The following is a 17,304-nucleotide window of genomic DNA, read 5'->3' as shown; positions in this document are numbered from 1 at the left end:
CCGGCTCCACGTAACGCTCAAGGAATGCGAAGAGCCGGCCAGCGGCCGGCACTACCGCTGATCGCCAGGGTAGGTAGTACCGCTGATCGCGGCGGTAGGTACCGACCGTTGGTCGGTACCCACGCAGATCAGAAGCCCAGCTCTACGCCCGGCAGCAACGGCTGCAGCTGCGCGCGGAACAGCGCCTTGATGCGCTCCAGCGCGGCCTCGTCATCGGCCTCGAAACGCAGCACCAGTACCGGGGTGGTGTTCGACGCCCGCACCAGGCCCCAGCCATCGGGGAAGTCGGCACGCAGGCCGTCGATGGTGGACAGGCGCGCGCCAGCGAACGGCGAATCCTCCACCTGCACAGACGACACGAACAGCGACACCAGGGCATGCGGCGTGCCCGCATCGACCGGCACCTTCAGCTCGGGGGTGGAGACGCTGTCGGGCAGTTCGTCGAGTACCTCCGACGGCGTCTCCTCGCGCTGGGCCAGGATCTCCAGCAGGCGCGCGGCGGCGTACAGGCCGTCGTCGAAACCGAACCAGCGCTCCTTGAAGAAGAAGTGCCCGCTCATCTCGCCCGCCAGCTCGGCATCGGTCTCGCGCATCTTCGCCTTCATCAGCGAATGGCCGGTCTTCCACATCAGCGGGCTGCCGCCGTTGCGCAGCACGTAGTCAGACAGCTTGCCACTGCACTTCACGTCGTAGATCACCAGCGCGCCCGGGTTGCGCATCAGCACGTCGGCGGCGAACAGCATCAACAGACGATCCGCGTAGATGATCTTCCCTTCGCGGGTGACCACGCCGAGACGGTCGCCGTCGCCATCGAAGGCCAGGCCGAGGTCCGCATCGAAGCGCTTCACGGTCTGGATCAGGTCTTCCAGATTGTCCGGATCGCTCGGGTCCGGATGGTGGTTGGGGAAGGTGCCGTCCACATCGCAGTACAGCGGAATCACTTCGGCACCGATCGCCTCCAGCAGTGGCTGGGCGAGCTCGCCCGCCACCCCGTTGCCGGCATCGGCGACCACCTTGAGCGGGCGGTCCAGCTGCACGTCATCGGCAATGCGCTGGATGTAATCGGCGTTGACCTCGCGGGTCTGGAAGCTGCCCGGTTCGGACGCCACGTGCAGCTGGCCATCGCGGATGCGGTGGTACAGCTCGGTGATCGCATCGCCGGACAGCGTTTCGCCACCGACCACGATCTTGAAGCCGTTGTAATCGGGCGGGTTGTGGCTGCCGGTCACCGCCACGCAGCTGCCCGCGCGCAGGTGATAACTGGCGAAGTACACCACGGGGGTCGGCGCCAGGCCGATGTCGGTGACGTTGCAGCCGGCGCGGCGCAGGCCTTCGATCAGCCCGGCGGTGAGCTCGGGGCCGGAGAGACGGCCATCGCGGCCGACCACGATGTCGCGCAGGCCCTGGACCTGCAGCACCGAGCCGATCGCCTGGCCGATAAGCGCGGCGACCTTGGGGGTCAGCTCGCGGCCGACCACGCCGCGGATGTCGTAGGCGCGGAAGATCTCGGCCGCGACCGCCTCGCCCGGGACAGTGGGCGGTGGCGGCGTCGCTTCGTCAACGCGCTCGACGGCGGCCGCCGCCAGCGGGGCCTGGGCCAGGCTTTCGCTCAGGGTCGGGCCCGTATCGGTGGCACTCTCGGCCGCACCGCGGCGACGCGGCAACGGCACCTTGCCCTTGCCCAGCACCAGCAGCACGGCGATCAACAGCAGCAACACGGCGACGATCGCACTGGGGATCGCCCCCAGGCCCAGCGGACCCGGTTCGATATCCGGCACGGCGGCGGACAGACGCAGCCCACTGCGCCCGATCGGACGCGCCAGCGCTTCAGCGCCGCCGGACAGCCCGCGGCTGCCCTGTTCGACGACGTTGTGGTTGCCCTGGCGCAGGGCGAGGTAACCGTCGCCCGGCACGGCGACCTTGTCGAACACGCCGGTCAGGCGCAGCAGTGGCTGGCGGATATAGACGACGGCCGCGCCCTGCGGGCCGAGGTCGACCGCCGTTGCAAGGCCGAGACGTTGCCCGCCGGCATCACGCACCACGCGGGCGACAGGCGCGTCATCGGCGATGGCCGCTTCGAGCAGCGCCAGGCGCGAGTACCCAAAGGCCTTCGGATCGGCGTAGGCCGCATCCAGATCGGCGGTGAGGATCTGGACGTCCTCCACGCCCGGCCAGCCTTCGCGAATGGCGACAGCGGCACCTTGGGCATTGCCGCCGGCCAGCGCACTGGCGACGCGCTCGGTCTTGAGCAGCGTGGCCAGTTTCCCGAGTTGCCCGGTCAGGGCCGTCTGCAGGCCCTCAACCACACGGTCGCGCGACTGCTCGAGCTCGGCACCCACGGCGGCCTGGCGCCATTGGCGCACACCGCTCCACCCGAACCAGACCGCCAACAGCACCAGCAGCACGGACAGCAGCGGCACCGAGCGCCCTGTCGTCCACTGCGGCCGTCCTTCCGCTTTCGCCTTGCTCATGAAACTCCCCTGTCAGCGCACCCCGGTATGGCCGAATCCACCCGTTCCCCTGGCGCTGTCGCTGAAAGTATCCACTACCTGAAGCGCCACGCGTGCAATCGGCAGCACCACCAGCTGGGCGATGCGATCACCGGGCTGCAGGGTGAAGGGTTCGCGGCCGCGGTTCCAGGCGCTGATCAGCAGCGGGCCCTGGTAATCGGCGTCGATCAGGCCGGTGCCGTTGCCCAGCACGATGCCGTGGCGATGGCCCAGGCCGGAGCGCGGCAGCACCACGGCGGCCAGGTTCGGGTCGGCGATATGGATCGCGATGCCGCTGGGAATCAGCGCGGTGTCGCCGGGCTGCAGGGTGAGCTCGGTCTCCAGCGCGGCGCGCAGATCCAGCCCGGCGCTGTGCTCGGTGGCGTAGGCCGGCAGCGGCCATTCGTCGCCGAAACGCGGGTCCAGCAGCTTGACCTGCAGCGGCTGCAGGGAGGAATCGATGGTCATGCGTGCAACCTCTGGGCAATCAGGGACAACAGTTGTTCGGCCAGCACGGCCTTGGAGGTGCCGGGGAACACCTGTTCGCCGCCCTGCCAGTAGGCCGAGGCCGCGTTTTCATCGCTTTCGAAACCGCCGGTGCTGATCCCGACCTGGTTGGCGATCACCAGGTCCAGGCGCTTGTCCACCAGCTTGCCACGCGCATATTTCTCCACGTCGTGGGTCTCGGCAGCGAAACCGACCACCAGCTTGAGCGCGTTGGTCTGCGCGGCGACCTCGGCCAGGATGTCCGGGGTACGCACCAGTTCCAAGGTCAGGCTCTGGCTGCCAGCGGTCTTCTTGAGTTTCTGCGGGGCGACCTGGCGCGGGGTGTAATCGGACACCGCGGCCGCACCGATATAGATGTCGGCCGGCAGCGCACCCAGCACCGCTTCGCGCATCTGCGCGGCCGAACGCACGTCGACGCGCTGCACGCCGGCGGGCGTGGCCAGCTGGACCGGTCCACTGACCAGCACCACCTGCGCGCCCAGGCGGGCGGCGGCGGCGGCCAAGGCGTAGCCCATCTTGCCGCTGCTGCGGTTGCCGACGTAGCGCACCGGATCGATGTCTTCATAGGTGGGGCCGGCGCTGATCAGCACGCGCAGGCCCTTCAGTTCGCTGGTGGCCGGCGGCTCGGCAGCCGCCGATGCGCGCAGCCCGGCCAGCGCGGCCACGATCGCGTGCGGTTCGGTGAGCCGGCCCGGGCCGGACTCGCCTTCGGCCAGCGGACCGTCTTCCGGCCCGATCACCTGGGCACCGCGCTCGCGCAGCAGGCCGATGTTGGTCTGGGTGGCCGGGTGCAGCCACATGCGATGGTTCATCGCCGGGCACACGGTCAGCGGCGCGGTGGTGGCCAGGCACAGGGTGGTGACGAGGTCATCGGCGTGGCCCTGGGCCAGGCGCGCGAGCAGATCGGCGGTCGCCGGTGCGACCACGATGCGGTCGGCCCAGCGGGCCAGCTCGATATGGCCCATCGCCTGCTCGGCCGCGCTGTCCCACAGGGTGGTGCGGGTCGGCTGGCCGGACAGCGCCTGGAAACTCAGGGGTGTCACGAACTGCTGGGCCCCGGCGGTCATCGCGACCTGCACCTGGGCACCGGCATCGCGCAGGCGGCGCACCAGTTCCAGCGACTTGTAGGCAGCGATCCCGCCACCAACGCACAACAACAGCTTCTGGCCTTCCAGCGGGCGCGCGGCCGCCGGAGAAGCCTGGGGGGAGTCAGCCACCTTGGGTGTTCCTGTCGAACCGAGGCGATTAGCTTACCCGATGGTCTGTAAGCCGCCTGATGCGCCAGCGGCATAAGGAGGCAGGTTTTCGTCATAAGGAATCGCCGGACGTGGCACGTTGCCCTGCATTTACCGACACGATGGCGCCCGGTTCACCGATGGTGAATCCGCCGTCACCCACAGACACTGGGGCCATGTCGATCCGAGACTGGCCCAGCGCCGAGCGTCCCCGCGAAAAGCTGCTCGCCCAAGGCGCTGGCGCCCTGTCCGATGCCGAACTGCTCGCGATCTTCCTCGGCTCAGGCCTGCGCGGCCGGGATGCGGTCGAAACCGCCCGCGATCTGCTGCAGTCCCACGGCCCCCTGCGCAACCTGCTCGACCTGCCGGCCAGCGCGCTGGCGGCCCTGCCCGGCCTTGGGCCGGCCCGCAGCTGCAAGCTGGTGGCCGGGCTGGAGCTCGCGCATCGGCATCTGGCGGCCGAGCTGGCGCGGGGCGAAAGCCTGCGCGACCCCGCCGCCGCAGGCCGTTACTTCAAACAGCGGCTGCGGGCGCGGCCCAACGAGGTGTTCGCCGCGCTGTTCCTGGACAACCAGCACCGCACGCTGGCCTGCGAGGAGCTGTTCAGCGGGACGGTGGATGCGGCGGCGGTCTACCCGCGTGAAGTGGTCCGCCGGGCCCTGCTGCACAACGCTGCCGCGGTGATCGTCAGCCACAACCATCCCTCGGGCAGTGCCGAGCCCTCGGTGGAGGACCGCCGGATCACCACGCTGCTGCAACAGGCACTGGCACTGGTGGATATCCGGCTGCTCGACCATGTCGTCATCGGCGACGGGGCCCCGGTATCGATGGCCGCGCGCGGCTGGATGGGCACCGGAACGGCCTGATCCGGCGTGGGAAACGCCGCCGCTCGGCCCCGGTTCAATGGATCGGGGTGGCTTCTGGGCTAAAATTGCCGATTCCGCCGCTCCAGTCCCAAAGCAGGCCTTGTGAAAAATCTCCTCCGCGCCCTGATCAGCCAAGGCATCGAAGCCTTGCGCGCCAACGGCACTCTGCCGGCCGATACCCTGACCCCGGAATTCGTGGTCGAACGCCCGAAGACCCGTGAGCACGGCGATTTCGCCACCAACGCCGCGATGCTGCTGGCCAAGCCGGCGCGCAGCAACCCGCGCGCCCTGGCCCAGGCGCTGCTCGATGCGCTGCCCAAGAGCGATGACGTGGCCCGCGTCGAGATCGCCGGCCCGGGCTTCATCAATTTCCACCTCGCCCCCAGCGCCTACCAGCGCGAAGCGGCCGGCGTGCTCAAGGAAGGTGCCGATTACGGCCACAACCTGAGCGGCAACGGCCGCACCGTGGGCGTGGAATATGTGTCGGCCAATCCGACCGGTCCGCTGCATGTCGGCCACGGTCGCGCGGCGGCGATCGGTGACTGCCTGGCGCGCCTGCTGGAAGTGAACGGCTGGAACGCCAAGCGCGAGTTCTACTACAACGACGCCGGCGTGCAGATCGAAAACCTGGCGCTGTCCACCCAGGCGCGTGCGAAGGGCCTCAAGCCCGACGACGCCGGCTGGCCGGAAGCGGGCTACCGCGGCGATTACATCCAGGACGTGGCCAACGCCTACCTGGCCGGCGCCACGGTGGAGCTGGAAGGCCACTCGGTGGTCGGCGAGCGCGACCCGGACAACCTCGATGCGATCCGTCGCTTTGCGGTGGCCTACCTGCGCAACGAGCAGAACCAGGACCTGGCCGCGTTCGGCGTGGATTTCGACATCTACTTCCTGGAAAGCTCGCTGTACAAGGATGGCAAGGTCGAAGAGACCGTCGCCCAGCTCAACGCGGCCGGCCATACGTATGAGGAAGGCGGCGCGCTGTGGCTGCGCTCGACCGACTTCGGTGACGACAAGGACCGCGTGATGCGCAAGTCCGACGGCACCTACACCTACTTCCTGCCGGACGTGGCCTACCACCTCTCCAAGTGGCAGCGCGGCTACGAGCGCGCGATCACCGAGCTGGGCGCGGACCACCACGGTTCGCTGGCGCGCGTGCGTGCCGGCCTGCAGGCGCTGGACGTCGGCATCCCCAAGGGCTGGCCGGAATACGTGCTGCACCAGATGGTGACGGTGATGCGCGGTGGCGAGGAAGTGAAGCTCTCCAAGCGTGCCGGCAGCTACCTGACCCTGCGCGACCTGATCGAAGAAGCCGGCCGCGATGCCACCCGCTGGTTCCTGATCGCGCGCAAGCCCGATTCGCAGCTGACCTTCGATATCGATCTGGCCCGCCAGCAGAGCAACGACAATCCGGTGTTCTACGTGCAGTACGCGCATGCCCGCGTCTGCAGCCTGCTGCGCCAGGCGCAGGAGAAGGGCCTGAGCTACACGCCGGCCGCGGGCCTGGCCGGTCTGTCCTCGCTGGGCGACGACGCCTCGCTGTGGCTGATGGTGGAAATGTCGCGCTTCCCGGAAGTCGTCGAAGCGGCCGGACTGGCGCTGGAACCGCACCTGATCGCGCAGTATCTGCGTGAATTGGCGCACGCCTTCCACACGTGGTATCACGGCACGCAGGTACTGGTGGCCGACGAAAGCGAACGCAACGCCAAGCTGACGCTGGCCTGCGCCGCGCGCCAGGTCCTGGCCAATGGTCTGAACATCCTGGGCGTATCCGCCCCGGAAAAAATGTAAGCAGTGGAGAAGCAGTAAATGGCAGCACGACGCGGCAAGAGCCAGGCACGGCGCAACAGCAACCAGGGCACCCCGGGATGGGTGTGGCTGGTCGCGGGTGTGGCGATTGCGGCCGTGGTGTTCCTGGCGGCACCGAACCTGTTCAAGAACGAGGGCGATGGCTTCCTGCGGGTCGGCCCGCAGCCGGACCCGAACGCCCAGCCGGCCCCGGTGAGCGACGCCGAGACCGACGTCGGTACCGAGCTGCCCAAGCCGGGCGCCGCTACGCCCGCCGAACCGGCCAAGCCGGCGACGACGCAGTACGACTTCTACACCCTGCTGCCCGGCAAGGAAGTGGAAATGTCCGATGCCGAGCTGGCGGCCAGCGCACGCGCGGAAGATCAGCGACGTGCCAAGGCGGAAGCGCAGCGCGCGCAGGCGGCGCTCGAAGGCCGCCCGTTGCCGCCCGCACCGGCGCCGACCAGCACCGCGGCGACCACCACCCCGGCGCCGGTCAGCACTGCGGCGTTGCCGGCCCCGGTGAATGAACGTCCGGCGGCGACGCCGGCACCGGCCGCATCGGCACCCACCGCGGTCGCCACCGCACCGAAGCCGGATGCACCGGCCGCGACCACGTCGGCTGCCCCCGCCACCACGCCGGCCGCGGGCAACGTGCGTTACATCCTGCAGGCCGGCGCCTTCGGTGCTTCCGGCGATGCCGAGGCGACCAAGGCCAAGCTGGCGATGATCGGCCTGGCCGCGCGCGTGGAATCGGCGCAGATCAACGGCAAGACGGTGTATCGCGTGCGCATGGGGCCGTATGGCAGCGCGGGCGAGCTGGCCGAAGCCAAGCAGAAGCTGGATGGGACGGGGCTTCAGGCGATGGCGATCAAGGCACAGTAGCCGCGCGCCGCGCGACTACCCCAAGGTTGCGCTACGCGAAACCTCGGGCCCCTGCGGCTACCTCCACATCCCCGCGCCTGCCGGCGCGCCCCTTGCACTCCAAGGGGGCTGTTGCTCCAGATGCACCCCGAACGCCGGCCCTTGGGTCGGCGTTCTTGTTTCAGACAGCCGCCGCGCTGGCAGCAAGCGGGTGATGCGCTTCAGTCCCGCGCGACCTGGAAGCCGGCGAACGACTGGCTGACCGGCATCACTTCGAGGCGATTGATGTTCAGGTGGGCCGGCAGCGAGGCGACCCAGAAGATCTGTTCGGCGATGTCCTCGGCGGTCATCGGGTTGGCGCCGGTGTAGAGCTTGTCCGAGGCCGCCTGGTCGCCATGGGTGCGGACCACGGTGAACTCGGTTTCCGCCATGCCCGGCTCGATCGTGGTCACGCGCACGCCACTGCCGTGCAGGTCCGAGCGCAGGCCGAGCGAGAACTGGCTGACGAAGGCCTTGGTGCCGCCATAGGCGTTGCCGCCCGGATACGGGTACACGCCGGCGACCGAGCTGATGTTGATGATCGCGCCCTTGCGCGCGACCAGCTGCGGCAACAGGCGATGGGTCAGCGTCACCAGGGCGGTGACGTTGGTGTCGATCATGGTGCGCCAGTCTTCCAGCGAGGCGCTCTGGGCCGGGGCGGTCCCCTGGGCCAGGCCGGCGTTGTTGACCAGCAGGTCGATGTCGGCGAACCCGGCCGGCAGGGCGGCCAGGGCCGCTTCCATCGCCACGCTGTCGCGCACGTCGAACACCGCGGCATGCACGCGCTCGGGACCGTAGGCATCGACCAGCGGCTGCAGGCGCTCGGCCCGGCGCCCGGTGGCGATCACGCGCCAGCCGGCCTGGGCGAAACGGTGGACGGCGGCGGCGCCAAAGCCGGAGGTGGCGCCGGTAATCAGAGCGGTACGGGTCATCGAGGTACTCCGTGAAGATCCCGACCATTTTCGCACCGATGCCCGACCGCTGCAGGGCCGGGCGCTGCTCCGCTGCCTGACGCTATGGGGCGTCGCGTCAGCGGATGCGGAACACGCGCGCCTTCGGCAGGTCCTCATCCACCTGCAGGAACCAGCGACCGGCGATGCCCGGCACCACGGCGATCTCGGGGTTGCTGCGGGCGGTCTTGAGCGTCATCTCGCCCTTGAGCACCTGCCACTGCTGGCCGTTGTCCAGGGTGAACACCGTGCCGGGGGCCCAGCCGTCCACCTGGCCGGTCACCTTGGCATGGATCGGGCCATCGTCCAGCCCGGGGAACATCGGGGCCGGCGTTGGCAGACCCGGGCCTGCGGCCGGCGCCGCCGCGGCGGCCACCGGTGCCGGGGCATCGGCCTCGGCCTGGCGCAGCAGGCGGTTCAGCGTCTGCAACTGGCCCGCGGTCAGCCCGACCTCGGCCAGCGCCTGCGGATCCAGCCGCTTTTCCAGCGCCACATACGGGGTCTGCGCCCCCGCCTGGCCCGCCAGCAACATGCCCACACACCCGAGTACCTGCCACCTGCGCATTGCCTGCTCCACTGCCTGTCGATGCCTGATCGCGGCACTGTGCTTCACTTTCATGGCAGCCAGATGACAGCGACCACCGGTCGCAGCCGGCCGCGCGCCCGGCACGGGGTAAAATGGCCGCCAGCCGCGCAGCCGCGCCGGCGGTATTGGACGTCCCATGATCAACAACGATGTACTGCGCAGCATCCGCTACATGCTCGACCTCAGCGACGGCATGATCGCCGACACCTGTGCCCTGGCCGATCCGGCCTTCGTGGTCGACAAGGCCGACGTGGCCGGCTGGCTGCGCAAGGAAGACGAAGAAGGTTTCGTGCCCTGCGACGACCGCACCCTGGCGCATTTCCTGGATGGCCTGATCGTGCATTTCCGCGGCCGCGACGAGAGCCAGCCGGTCCGCCCGGTGGAAAAGCGCATCACCAACAACCTGGTGCTGAAGAAGCTGCGCGTCGCCTTCCAGCTGAAGGACGTGGACATGCACGAAGTGTTCGACGCTGCCGGTTTCTCGGTCTCCAAGCCGGAGCTGTCCGCGCTGTTCCGCCAACCGGACCACAAGAACTACCGCGCCTGCGGTGACCAGATGCTGCGCAATTTCCTCAAGGGCCTGACCCTGCGCGTGCGCGCCGCCTGAGGGCGGTGTTGGTGCGTGGCGCCGGTGTCGGGGCCACGTGCTGCAGCAGTTCCTCCATGAAGGCCCGCGCCGCCGGCGTGGGCAGGTTCGACCAGACCGCATGCACGCGCCGGGTCGGTGCACCCTGGATCGCCACACAGGCAACGCCGCTGAAACCGGCGGCGATCGCCTGCGGCACGATGCCAACCGCCAGGCCCTGCTGCACGAAGCGCTCGACCAGCGCCATGTGATTGATCTCGAACGGCACCCGATGGGGCAGTCCGGCGGCGGCGAAGGCCTCGTCGGTCTGCCGGCGGGCCCCACTCCCCTGCGGGAAATCCACCAGCGGCAGCCCGGCCAGCGTCGCCAGCGAGAGCCGTCTGCGCGTCGCCAGTGGATGGGCGGGCGGCAGCACGGCGACCATCGATTCCTCGGCCAGCAATCGGTGCTGGGCGCCCTCGATCGGCGTGCCCGGCGACAAGCCCACCAGCGCCACATCCAGCCGCCGCTCGCGCACATCGGCCATCAGCACTTCGCTCTTGTCCATGCGCAGGCGGAACGCGACCTGCGGATAGCGCCGATGGAACGTCGCCAGGCAGGCGACCAGATCCACGGCGGTCAACGAAGTGATCTGGCCGATGTGCAGGATGCCGCGCACCTGGCCACCGACGGCGGCAACGTCATCGCGCAGATGCCGCAGCGAGGCGAGCACCTGGCGTGCGTGCGTCAAGAGTGCTTCACCGGCGGGCGTTACCCTGACCTGGCGCGGCAGCCGCTCGAACAGCGTGGCCTGCAGTTCGTCCTCGAGATGGGCGATCTGGTGGCTCAGCGCTGACTGCACGACGTGGCAGCGCTGCGCAGCACGGGTGAAGTTGCCCTCCTCGGCCAACGCGACCGCAAACTCGAGCTGCTTGAGGTTCATCACGCCATCTTATTTCCAGATGCATCGGATGATAACTATTCATTTCCCTCATTTGCGGATCAGGCAGACACTGGCGCCCCTTCTTATCCGGAGCCCGTCATGACCCACGACGCGCCCTCCCCGCTCAGCCGCTGGCAGGTCCTGCTGATGGCCTTCGCCACCGGCGTGGCGGTGGCCAGCAACTATTACGCGCAGCCGCTGCTGCACACCATCGCCGGGCAGTTCGGGGTGTCGTTCGCACGTGCCGGCACGGTGGTGACCGTCGCCCAGCTGAGCTATGCCGCCGGCCTCATCCTGCTGGTGCCGCTGGGTGATCTGTTCGAGCGCCGCCGGCTGATCGTGGTGATGTCACTGCTGTCGGCCTCCGGCCTGGTGCTGAGCGCGCTCAGCCATCAGTTCGTGTGGCTGCTGGTGGGCACCGCGCTGACCGGCCTGTTCTCGGTGGTGGCGCAGGTGCTGGTGCCGTTCGCGGCGACGCTGGCGCGGCCGGAGGAGCGCGGCCAGGTGGTCGGCACGGTGATGAGCGGCCTGCTGCTCGGCATTCTGCTGGCACGCACCGTGGCCGGGGCGCTGTCCTCGCTGGGCGATTGGCGCACGGTGTACTGGATCGCCGCGGCCGCGCTGGTACTGACCACCGGCATGCTCTATCGGCATCTGCCGCGCTTCCATCAGACCGCCGGGCTGGGCTATCTGCAGCTGCTGCGCTCGATTGGCACGCTGTTCGCGCAGGAGCCGGTGTTCCGCCTGCGTACCGTACTGGGCGCGCTGAGCTTTGCGATGTTCGCGATCTTCTGGACGCCGCTGGCGTTCCTGCTGGCGGCCGAGCCCTATGGCTACAGCGATGCGACGATCGGCCTGTTCGGGCTGGTCGGTGCCGCCGGCACGCTGGCCGCGGGCGTGGCCGGGCGCATGGCCGACCGTGGCAAGGCCGCACTCGCGACCACCGTGGCGCTGGTGCTGCTGGCCGCATCGTGGCTGCCGCTGGGCTTTTCCACGCACTCGTTGATCGCGCTGGTGCTGGGCGTGATCGTGCTCGATCTGGCCGCGCAGCTGCTGCACGTGAGCAACCAGAACGTGGTGTATGCGCTGCGCCCGGAGGCCCGCAACCGGCTCAATGCCGGCTACATGACCGGCTACTTCATCGGTGGCTCGCTGGGTTCCTTGGTCTCGGCGCAGGTCTTTGATCGCTTCGGCTGGACCGGTGTGTGCGTCACCGGTGCCTGCGTTGCGGTGGTGGCGATGGGCATCTGGGCGATGTCGCAGACAAAGCGGCGGGCGTAGCGCCCGCGCACTTCAGAAACTCGTCTGCACCGCGACCTCGACGCGCGATCCCGCGTTGCCCGGGAACAACTGCTTGGCGGCGCCGTCGGTGTCATGCCCGGTCACCCGCAGCTCCCACGGACCGTGCACGCGCCACACCGCGCTGAGCTGGCCGTGCAGGTAGTCATCGGCCTGCGCGCTGTCCAGCCAGTAGCGGCCCACCGCCCCTTCGATACGCCACTGCTCCCCCAGCGGCAGGCGCGCACCGAGCTGGGCGTAGGTGCCGCCATGGCCACCGGCCAGCGCGTTGTCGGAGATGCCGACCTGCAGCCAGGCGCGCTGCCGCCAGGTGACGGTGCCATTGAGCTCGGTCCAGTCCAGATCGACCGTGGCGGACGGATAGACGTAGCGGGTCAGATTGACGTCCACGCTCCAGTCCGGCGTCACCGCCCCGCTCCAGCCGGCGACAAGATCAAACTCGCTGCGCGCGCCGTTGTCCGGCCGGAACGAGACACCCGAGCCCCACGCCGAGGCATACCAGCCGTTGGACGCACTGAGTTTCACGCCCGCCTGCACGGCCGGATCGCCGTCGCTCTGCGAGCTGCCGCGCCAGACGTAGTCCGAGGTCAGCGTCGCATTGCCTTCCACCGCGGCCGCGGCCGCACCGCTCATGACCAGCCCCACCAGCACCACGCCGCAGCGCAGGCGCTGTTTCGAATAGTTACCCACCACGTGTCCCGCTCCAGATGACGGCCGCGCCGTCGAGAGCGACAGTGTCCTCAGGACCGGCGTAAAGCCGCCATGGCGTGGCCACCCGATCGGCGCAACGTTTCTGTAAATCCTGCGTCAGGGTGGTGCCCGGGGGTGCGCGGTATCATGGCCGCTCTGACCTGTTGCGAGTAATGGCGTGGACGCGATCCTGACCCCGGTATCGATTGGCGAGCTGATCGACAAGATCACCATCCTGGAAATCAAGGCCGAACGCATTGCCGATGCCGGCAAGAACGCCAACGTCCGCAAGGAACTCGACGGTCTGTGGCCGCTGTGGCAGCAGCAGGTGGGCGCTCAGCCCGGGCTGGAGGCGCTGAAGACGCAGCTCAAGGCGATCAACGAGCGCATGTGGGAGATCCAGGATCAGCTGCGCGACAAGGAAGCAGCGCAGGTCTTCGACGATGCCTTCATCCAGCTGGCCCGCGGCGTCTATGGCACCAATGGCGAGCGGGTCAAAGTGAAGAACGAGATCAACCGCATCGCCGGCTCGCAGCTGGTCGAAGAGAAGCAGTACCAGGGCGAGTGATCCCGCCGCTTTACACCGGGCTCAGTGCCCGGTCGCGGCCCGGAAGCGTTCGCGGTCCTGCTGGGTCCGCCGGCGGATTTCGGCCAGCGCTTCATTCTCGGTGGCTTCCAGCATCGATTCGAACAGCCGCTGGAAGTGGTTGCGCATGGCCAGCCGCGCCGCCGCCGGATCGCGCTGGCGCAGCGCATCGAGAATCCGGGTGTGTTCTTCGTCGCGGGTGTCGTCGTCGTTGTGGCAGACGTTGGCGTAGACCTGCTTGACCCGCGGCAGCTCATTGCGCATCCGCCAGATCAGCTGCACGCAGTGCTCCACCACCGGGTTGCCGGCGATGCGTGCAATCGAAAGGTGGAACTGGCGGTCGGCCTCGCTGGCCGCCACTTCGCCCGAATTGGGATCGACCATGGCCGCGATCAGGCCGGCCAGGTCCTCCAGTTCGGCATCGGTGATGCGGCTGGCGGCCATCGCCGCGGCCTCGGCCTCGATCACCGCGCGTGCGGCGGTCAGGTCGAACGCCGAGACGTCGGGCAGTGCGCCCGGCGCCTGCGACGGCTTGGCCTTCACGTAAACGCCCGAGCCGGTCTTGATGGTGATCAGGCCCTGCGCTTCCAGCGCGATTTCCGCCTCCCGCACCGTCACCCGGCTCACGCCCAGGCGTTCGGCCAGGTCGCGTTCGCCCGGCAGGCGCGAGCCCGGCGGGAATTCGCCCTTCTCGATCAGCGCGACGATTTCGGCGGCAATGGACTGGTACAGACGGGGTTCGGACATCATCAAAGGCCTGCTGACAGGTGGCTGGGGACCGATACGCGACCGCGCCTTCAGAGAGCGGCGCGGTCGAAAAAACCGCGCCACTGACCTCAGAAGCGGTAGCGCACCCCCAGATAATACCGCCGCCCGTACGTGGTGTACTCGCGGAAGCTGCCGAGGATGGGCATATCCGACACCCGCGGCTCATCGGTGAGGTTGCTGGCCGACAGCGACAGCGACAGGTGCTTGTTCACCTTGTAGGTGGCGCGGAAGTCCAGCGAGCCATTGTCCCGCACATAGCGGTTCTGCGACGGGTCGCCGACAAACTGCTGGTAATAGTCGGAGCGGTACTTGTAGATCGCCTGCAGGTCGAGCTTGCCCAGGCCCCAGTACACCTGCGCCGAGGCCACATGCTTGGACAGGCCGAAGATGTTGGCCGGCTCGACGATGCCCGGGGTCACCACGCCGGTGGTCGGGTCGGTGGACTCGCCCAGGCGCAGGTCTTCGGTCTTGAAGTTGGAATCGGCGTAGTTGTAGCTGGCCTTAACGCCCAGCCCGGAGAAGATGCCCGGCAGGTAGGAGAAGCTGTGCGAGGCGGTGAACTCGACGCCGAACAGATCGCTCTTCTGGTCGCTGGTGGCCAGCTGCTCCACCGGCACGGTCACGCTCTGGCCGTCGATATCGAAGGATTCGTTGACGATCACCGGCATCGAGCCGCCGTTGAACTGCTTGTAGTAGAGCGCACCGGACAGCATGGTGTCTTCGTTGGCATACCACTCCAGCGAGAGGTCGCCGTTCCACGACATCAACGGCTTGGCGCGCGGGTTGCCGGTGGCGGTGATGCTGCGCAGTGCATCGCCGACGCTGTTGAACTCGGTATCCACCTCACCCAGGTTGAAGGTGCGGCCGAAGCCTTCGGCGGCCAGGTCCGGACGCGACATCGCCCGATAGGCACCGACGCGCAGCAGCAGGTCCGGGCGCAGCTCGAAGGCGGCATTGAAGCTGGGCAGCCATTCGGTGTTGCTGGACTTGAGCACCTGCGAGGTGAAATCGCCGGTGGGCTCCAGGGTCACGGTGCCGTCGGGATTGTTGATCACATCCAGGCCGCTGCGCAGGCCGACCGAACGCACCTCGGTGCGCACGCCACGCACGCCGATGTTGCCGGTCACCGGCAGGCCGAACCATTCGGCGCTGTAGTCGCCCATCAGGTAGAGCGCGCTGGTCTTCTCGGTGACATCGTTGTTGGCCGGGTTGCGCAGGTCCGCGCTGAGGCCGGTGTCGTCCACGCCGGTGAAGGCCTTGAACAAACAGCGGCTGTCGAAGCTGGCCCACTGGTCGATGGTGTTGCCGCTGGCGTTGTCCAGGAAATCGTCCTGCGGGAAGGCCTGGCGGCAGGCCAGGTTGGCGGCGCGGATCGCGGCGACATTGGTGGTGGTGACATCCACGGTGTCGGTGTAATCGGTATAGGTGGCTTCGGACCGGCGCAGGCCGCCCTTGATCGCGGTGAAGAAGCCGCTTTCCGGGGTGAACGTGGCATCGAAGCGTCCCGCGCGGATGGTGTGCTCGCGGTTCTGCTGGCGACGACGCACCAGCGCCGAATCGGTGAAGTTGTCCGGGTTGTTCACATCGAACGCCGGATCCAGATAGATGCTCGGCACGTCGCCGCTGTAGTCGTAGGTGTAATCGACGTAGCGCGTGTTCTTGATGCCGCCGACCGGCCGGCCGTTGACGTCGGTGCGGCCGGCGCGCAGGCGGGTGCTGCGTTCGATCTGGTCACGCAGGGTGTTGGAGTAGGACAGATCGGTGGACAGCGTCCACGCCGGGCTCGGCCGGAAGATCACGTTGAGCCCGCCACCGGTGTATTCCTCCTGGCGCTCCAGGAAGTTGCCGGTGGAATCGACCGTGGTGCTGCCGGTGTGGTGCAGCAGCGCGCCATCGTCGGTGACCACGCGGTTGTTGAGGTTGCGCATCATCGAGGACAGCGACAGATCCGAGCGGTCCTCGGTGTAGTCGCGCTTGGAGTGCTGGTAATCCAGGTTCACTTCCACCGTATCGCTGGGCCGCCACTGGAGCGCGGCGAACTGCGAATCGCGCTTGTCGTGCTCGATGAACTGGCGGTAGATGCGGCTGCTGGGCACCAGGTAGTACGGCACGCCGTTGGCCACGTCCTTGCCGTTGACCTGGGTGCAGTTGCGCGTCGCGCCGACCACTTCACGGCCATCGCATGCGACCCAGGTGGAGCTGCTGGAGAACATTTCTTCCGGGTTGCTGCCTTCCAGCGCCTGCACGCCGATGGAGACACCGAGCTTGCCGGCGTTGCCCATGTCGAACTGGTCGATGTAGCTGGCGGTACCGCGCCAGCCCACGCCGTCCTTGTCCTTGAGCCGATCGTCGTACTCCTGCCAAGTGCCGCGGCCGTCGAGCTGGAACGTGCGTTTGCCGTATTCGAGCGGCTTGACCGTCTCCATGTTGATCGTGCCGGCCACGCCGCCTTCGACGAAGTCGGCGCGCTGGGTCTTGTAGATCGCCACGGTGTTGATCAGCTCGGACGGGAACTGGTTGAAGTTCACCGAGCGGTCGCCGCTGCCATTGGTGGCCTCGCGACCGTTGAAGGTGGACGAGCCGAGGAACGGCCCAAGGCCACGGATCGAGATTTCCGATGCACCGCCCTTCTCGCGATGGGTGGACGCCCCGGTGATGGTTTCGATCGCTTCACCGATCGACAGGGCCGGCAGATCGCCGATGTCGTCGGCCGCCAGCACGTCGGAGACCACGGTCTCCTCGCGCTTCTTGTCGATCGAGGTCTGGATGGTGCCGCGGATGCCGGTCACCTGGACCTGGTCCAGCGTGGTGGCTTCAGCCGGCGGCGTGGCCGGGGCATCGGCGTCCTGTGCGTGGGCCAGCGGCAGGGCCGCGGTGGCACACAGGGCATAGAACAGCGCGCTGTGCAGCGCGGTGTGGCGGAGGCCTCGTGGCGAGGCCGTACGGCGGTCATGCAACATCGTGATCTCCCTCCCAGGATGGATCGTCCGATTACACGGATTCGATCCGGAAGATTCACGACTGATGGACCAATGTCAATGAATTGGTACTAAAGTCTACCCCGCACCACCGTCCAGACCACTTTGCACGGATTTAATGTGCGGACGCAGCAGAAAAATGCGCAAATCG

15 protein-coding genes are annotated in these 17,304 nt (G+C 68.1%); 6 read left to right on the top strand and 9 right to left on the bottom strand.

The window, feature by feature from the left end; all coding sequences use genetic code 11:
* Nucleotides 1–128 precede the first annotated feature (128 nt).
* From HH110_RS18355 to coaBC, 3 genes are read right to left on the bottom strand one after another with little or no spacing between them, the layout of a single operon-like run.
* Nucleotides 129–2,471 carry a phosphomannomutase/phosphoglucomutase gene (locus HH110_RS18355; protein WP_176990956.1) on the bottom strand — a complete coding sequence of 781 codons (2,343 nt, stop codon included), beginning with the start codon at nucleotides 2,469–2,471 and terminating at the stop codon, nucleotides 129–131.
* Nucleotides 2,472–2,483: 12 nt separating this feature from the next.
* On the bottom strand, nucleotides 2,484–2,957 hold the full coding sequence (dut, locus tag HH110_RS18350) for a dUTP diphosphatase (RefSeq protein WP_176990955.1): 474 nt from the start codon (nucleotides 2,955–2,957) through the stop codon (nucleotides 2,484–2,486).
* A complete protein-coding gene (gene coaBC / locus HH110_RS18345) occupies nucleotides 2,954–4,213 on the bottom strand; it encodes a bifunctional phosphopantothenoylcysteine decarboxylase/phosphopantothenate--cysteine ligase CoaBC (protein WP_176990954.1) in 1,260 nt (419 codons plus the stop codon). The genes dut and coaBC overlap by 4 nt, the downstream gene beginning before the upstream one ends.
* Before the next feature lie 194 nt (nucleotides 4,214–4,407).
* On the opposite strand from coaBC, the gene radC reads away from it, so the two are divergent.
* The 3 genes from radC to HH110_RS18330 all read left to right on the top strand — a co-directional run bounded on the left by radC (nucleotide 4,408) and on the right by HH110_RS18330 (nucleotide 7,770).
* The gene (radC, locus tag HH110_RS18340; RefSeq protein WP_176990953.1) at nucleotides 4,408–5,097 is read left to right on the top strand and encodes a DNA repair protein RadC; all 690 of its coding nucleotides are present in this window, start codon (nucleotides 4,408–4,410) and stop codon (nucleotides 5,095–5,097) included.
* 102 nt (nucleotides 5,098–5,199) lie between these two features.
* On the top strand, nucleotides 5,200–6,888 hold the full coding sequence (gene argS / locus HH110_RS18335; protein ID WP_176990952.1) for an arginine--tRNA ligase: 1,689 nt from the start codon (nucleotides 5,200–5,202) through the stop codon (nucleotides 6,886–6,888).
* Nucleotides 6,889–6,906: 18 nt separating this feature from the next.
* Nucleotides 6,907–7,770: an SPOR domain-containing protein gene (locus tag HH110_RS18330; RefSeq protein ID WP_176990951.1), complete on the top strand. Its 864-nt coding sequence runs from the start codon at nucleotides 6,907–6,909 to the stop codon at nucleotides 7,768–7,770.
* A gap of 200 nt (nucleotides 7,771–7,970) precedes the next feature.
* Here HH110_RS18330 and HH110_RS18325 read toward each other — a convergent pair whose 3' ends face one another.
* Together HH110_RS18325 and HH110_RS18320 are read right to left on the bottom strand one after the other, a co-directional pair.
* Nucleotides 7,971–8,720 carry an SDR family NAD(P)-dependent oxidoreductase gene (locus HH110_RS18325; RefSeq protein WP_176990950.1) on the bottom strand — a complete coding sequence of 250 codons (750 nt, stop codon included), beginning with the start codon at nucleotides 8,718–8,720 and terminating at the stop codon, nucleotides 7,971–7,973.
* 97 nt (nucleotides 8,721–8,817) lie between these two features.
* Nucleotides 8,818–9,270 carry a hypothetical protein gene (locus HH110_RS18320; protein ID WP_176990949.1) on the bottom strand — a complete coding sequence of 151 codons (453 nt, stop codon included), beginning with the start codon at nucleotides 9,268–9,270 and terminating at the stop codon, nucleotides 8,818–8,820.
* A 190-nt stretch (nucleotides 9,271–9,460) separates the two neighbouring features.
* On the opposite strand from HH110_RS18320, the gene HH110_RS18315 reads away from it, so the two are divergent.
* Entirely contained in the window at nucleotides 9,461–9,931 is a 471-nt protein-coding gene (locus HH110_RS18315) for a DUF1456 family protein (protein ID WP_176990948.1), read from the top strand.
* On the opposite strand, the gene HH110_RS18310 is transcribed toward HH110_RS18315, so the two are convergent.
* Nucleotides 9,897–10,832 (bottom strand): LysR family transcriptional regulator, encoded by a 936-nt coding sequence (locus HH110_RS18310; RefSeq protein ID WP_176990947.1) that lies wholly within the window; start codon nucleotides 10,830–10,832, stop codon nucleotides 9,897–9,899. The genes HH110_RS18315 and HH110_RS18310 overlap by 35 nt on opposite strands.
* Nucleotides 10,833–10,931: 99 nt before the next feature.
* Between HH110_RS18310 and HH110_RS18305 the strand changes: the two genes are divergently transcribed.
* Nucleotides 10,932–12,113 (top strand): MFS transporter, encoded by a 1,182-nt coding sequence (locus HH110_RS18305; protein WP_176990946.1) that lies wholly within the window; start codon nucleotides 10,932–10,934, stop codon nucleotides 12,111–12,113.
* Nucleotides 12,114–12,125: 12 nt separating this feature from the next.
* Here HH110_RS18305 and HH110_RS18300 read toward each other — a convergent pair whose 3' ends face one another.
* Nucleotides 12,126–12,764 carry a TorF family putative porin gene (locus HH110_RS18300; RefSeq protein ID WP_176990960.1) on the bottom strand — a complete coding sequence of 213 codons (639 nt, stop codon included), beginning with the start codon at nucleotides 12,762–12,764 and terminating at the stop codon, nucleotides 12,126–12,128.
* A 235-nt stretch (nucleotides 12,765–12,999) separates the two neighbouring features.
* On the opposite strand from HH110_RS18300, the gene HH110_RS18295 reads away from it, so the two are divergent.
* Nucleotides 13,000–13,389: a DUF6165 family protein gene (locus HH110_RS18295; RefSeq protein ID WP_176990945.1), complete on the top strand. Its 390-nt coding sequence runs from the start codon at nucleotides 13,000–13,002 to the stop codon at nucleotides 13,387–13,389.
* A gap of 21 nt (nucleotides 13,390–13,410) precedes the next feature.
* Here the strand turns inward: HH110_RS18295 and HH110_RS18290 are convergent, their stop codons facing one another.
* Both HH110_RS18290 and HH110_RS18285 read right to left on the bottom strand, forming a co-directional pair.
* Nucleotides 13,411–14,154 carry a FadR/GntR family transcriptional regulator gene (locus HH110_RS18290; RefSeq protein WP_176990944.1) on the bottom strand — a complete coding sequence of 248 codons (744 nt, stop codon included), beginning with the start codon at nucleotides 14,152–14,154 and terminating at the stop codon, nucleotides 13,411–13,413.
* 89 nt (nucleotides 14,155–14,243) lie between these two features.
* The gene (locus HH110_RS18285; protein ID WP_176990943.1) at nucleotides 14,244–17,135 is read right to left on the bottom strand and encodes a TonB-dependent receptor; all 2,892 of its coding nucleotides are present in this window, start codon (nucleotides 17,133–17,135) and stop codon (nucleotides 14,244–14,246) included.
* Nucleotides 17,136–17,304: the final 169 nt, after the last annotated feature.

The sequence above is a fragment of the Stenotrophomonas sp. SAM-B genome, from assembly GCF_013387485.1.
Taxonomy (GTDB): Bacteria; Pseudomonadota; Gammaproteobacteria; order Xanthomonadales; family Xanthomonadaceae; genus Stenotrophomonas; species Stenotrophomonas maltophilia_AA.
Note: the sequence above shows the minus strand (reverse complement) of the source record. Positions and strands in the feature narration are given on the sequence as shown.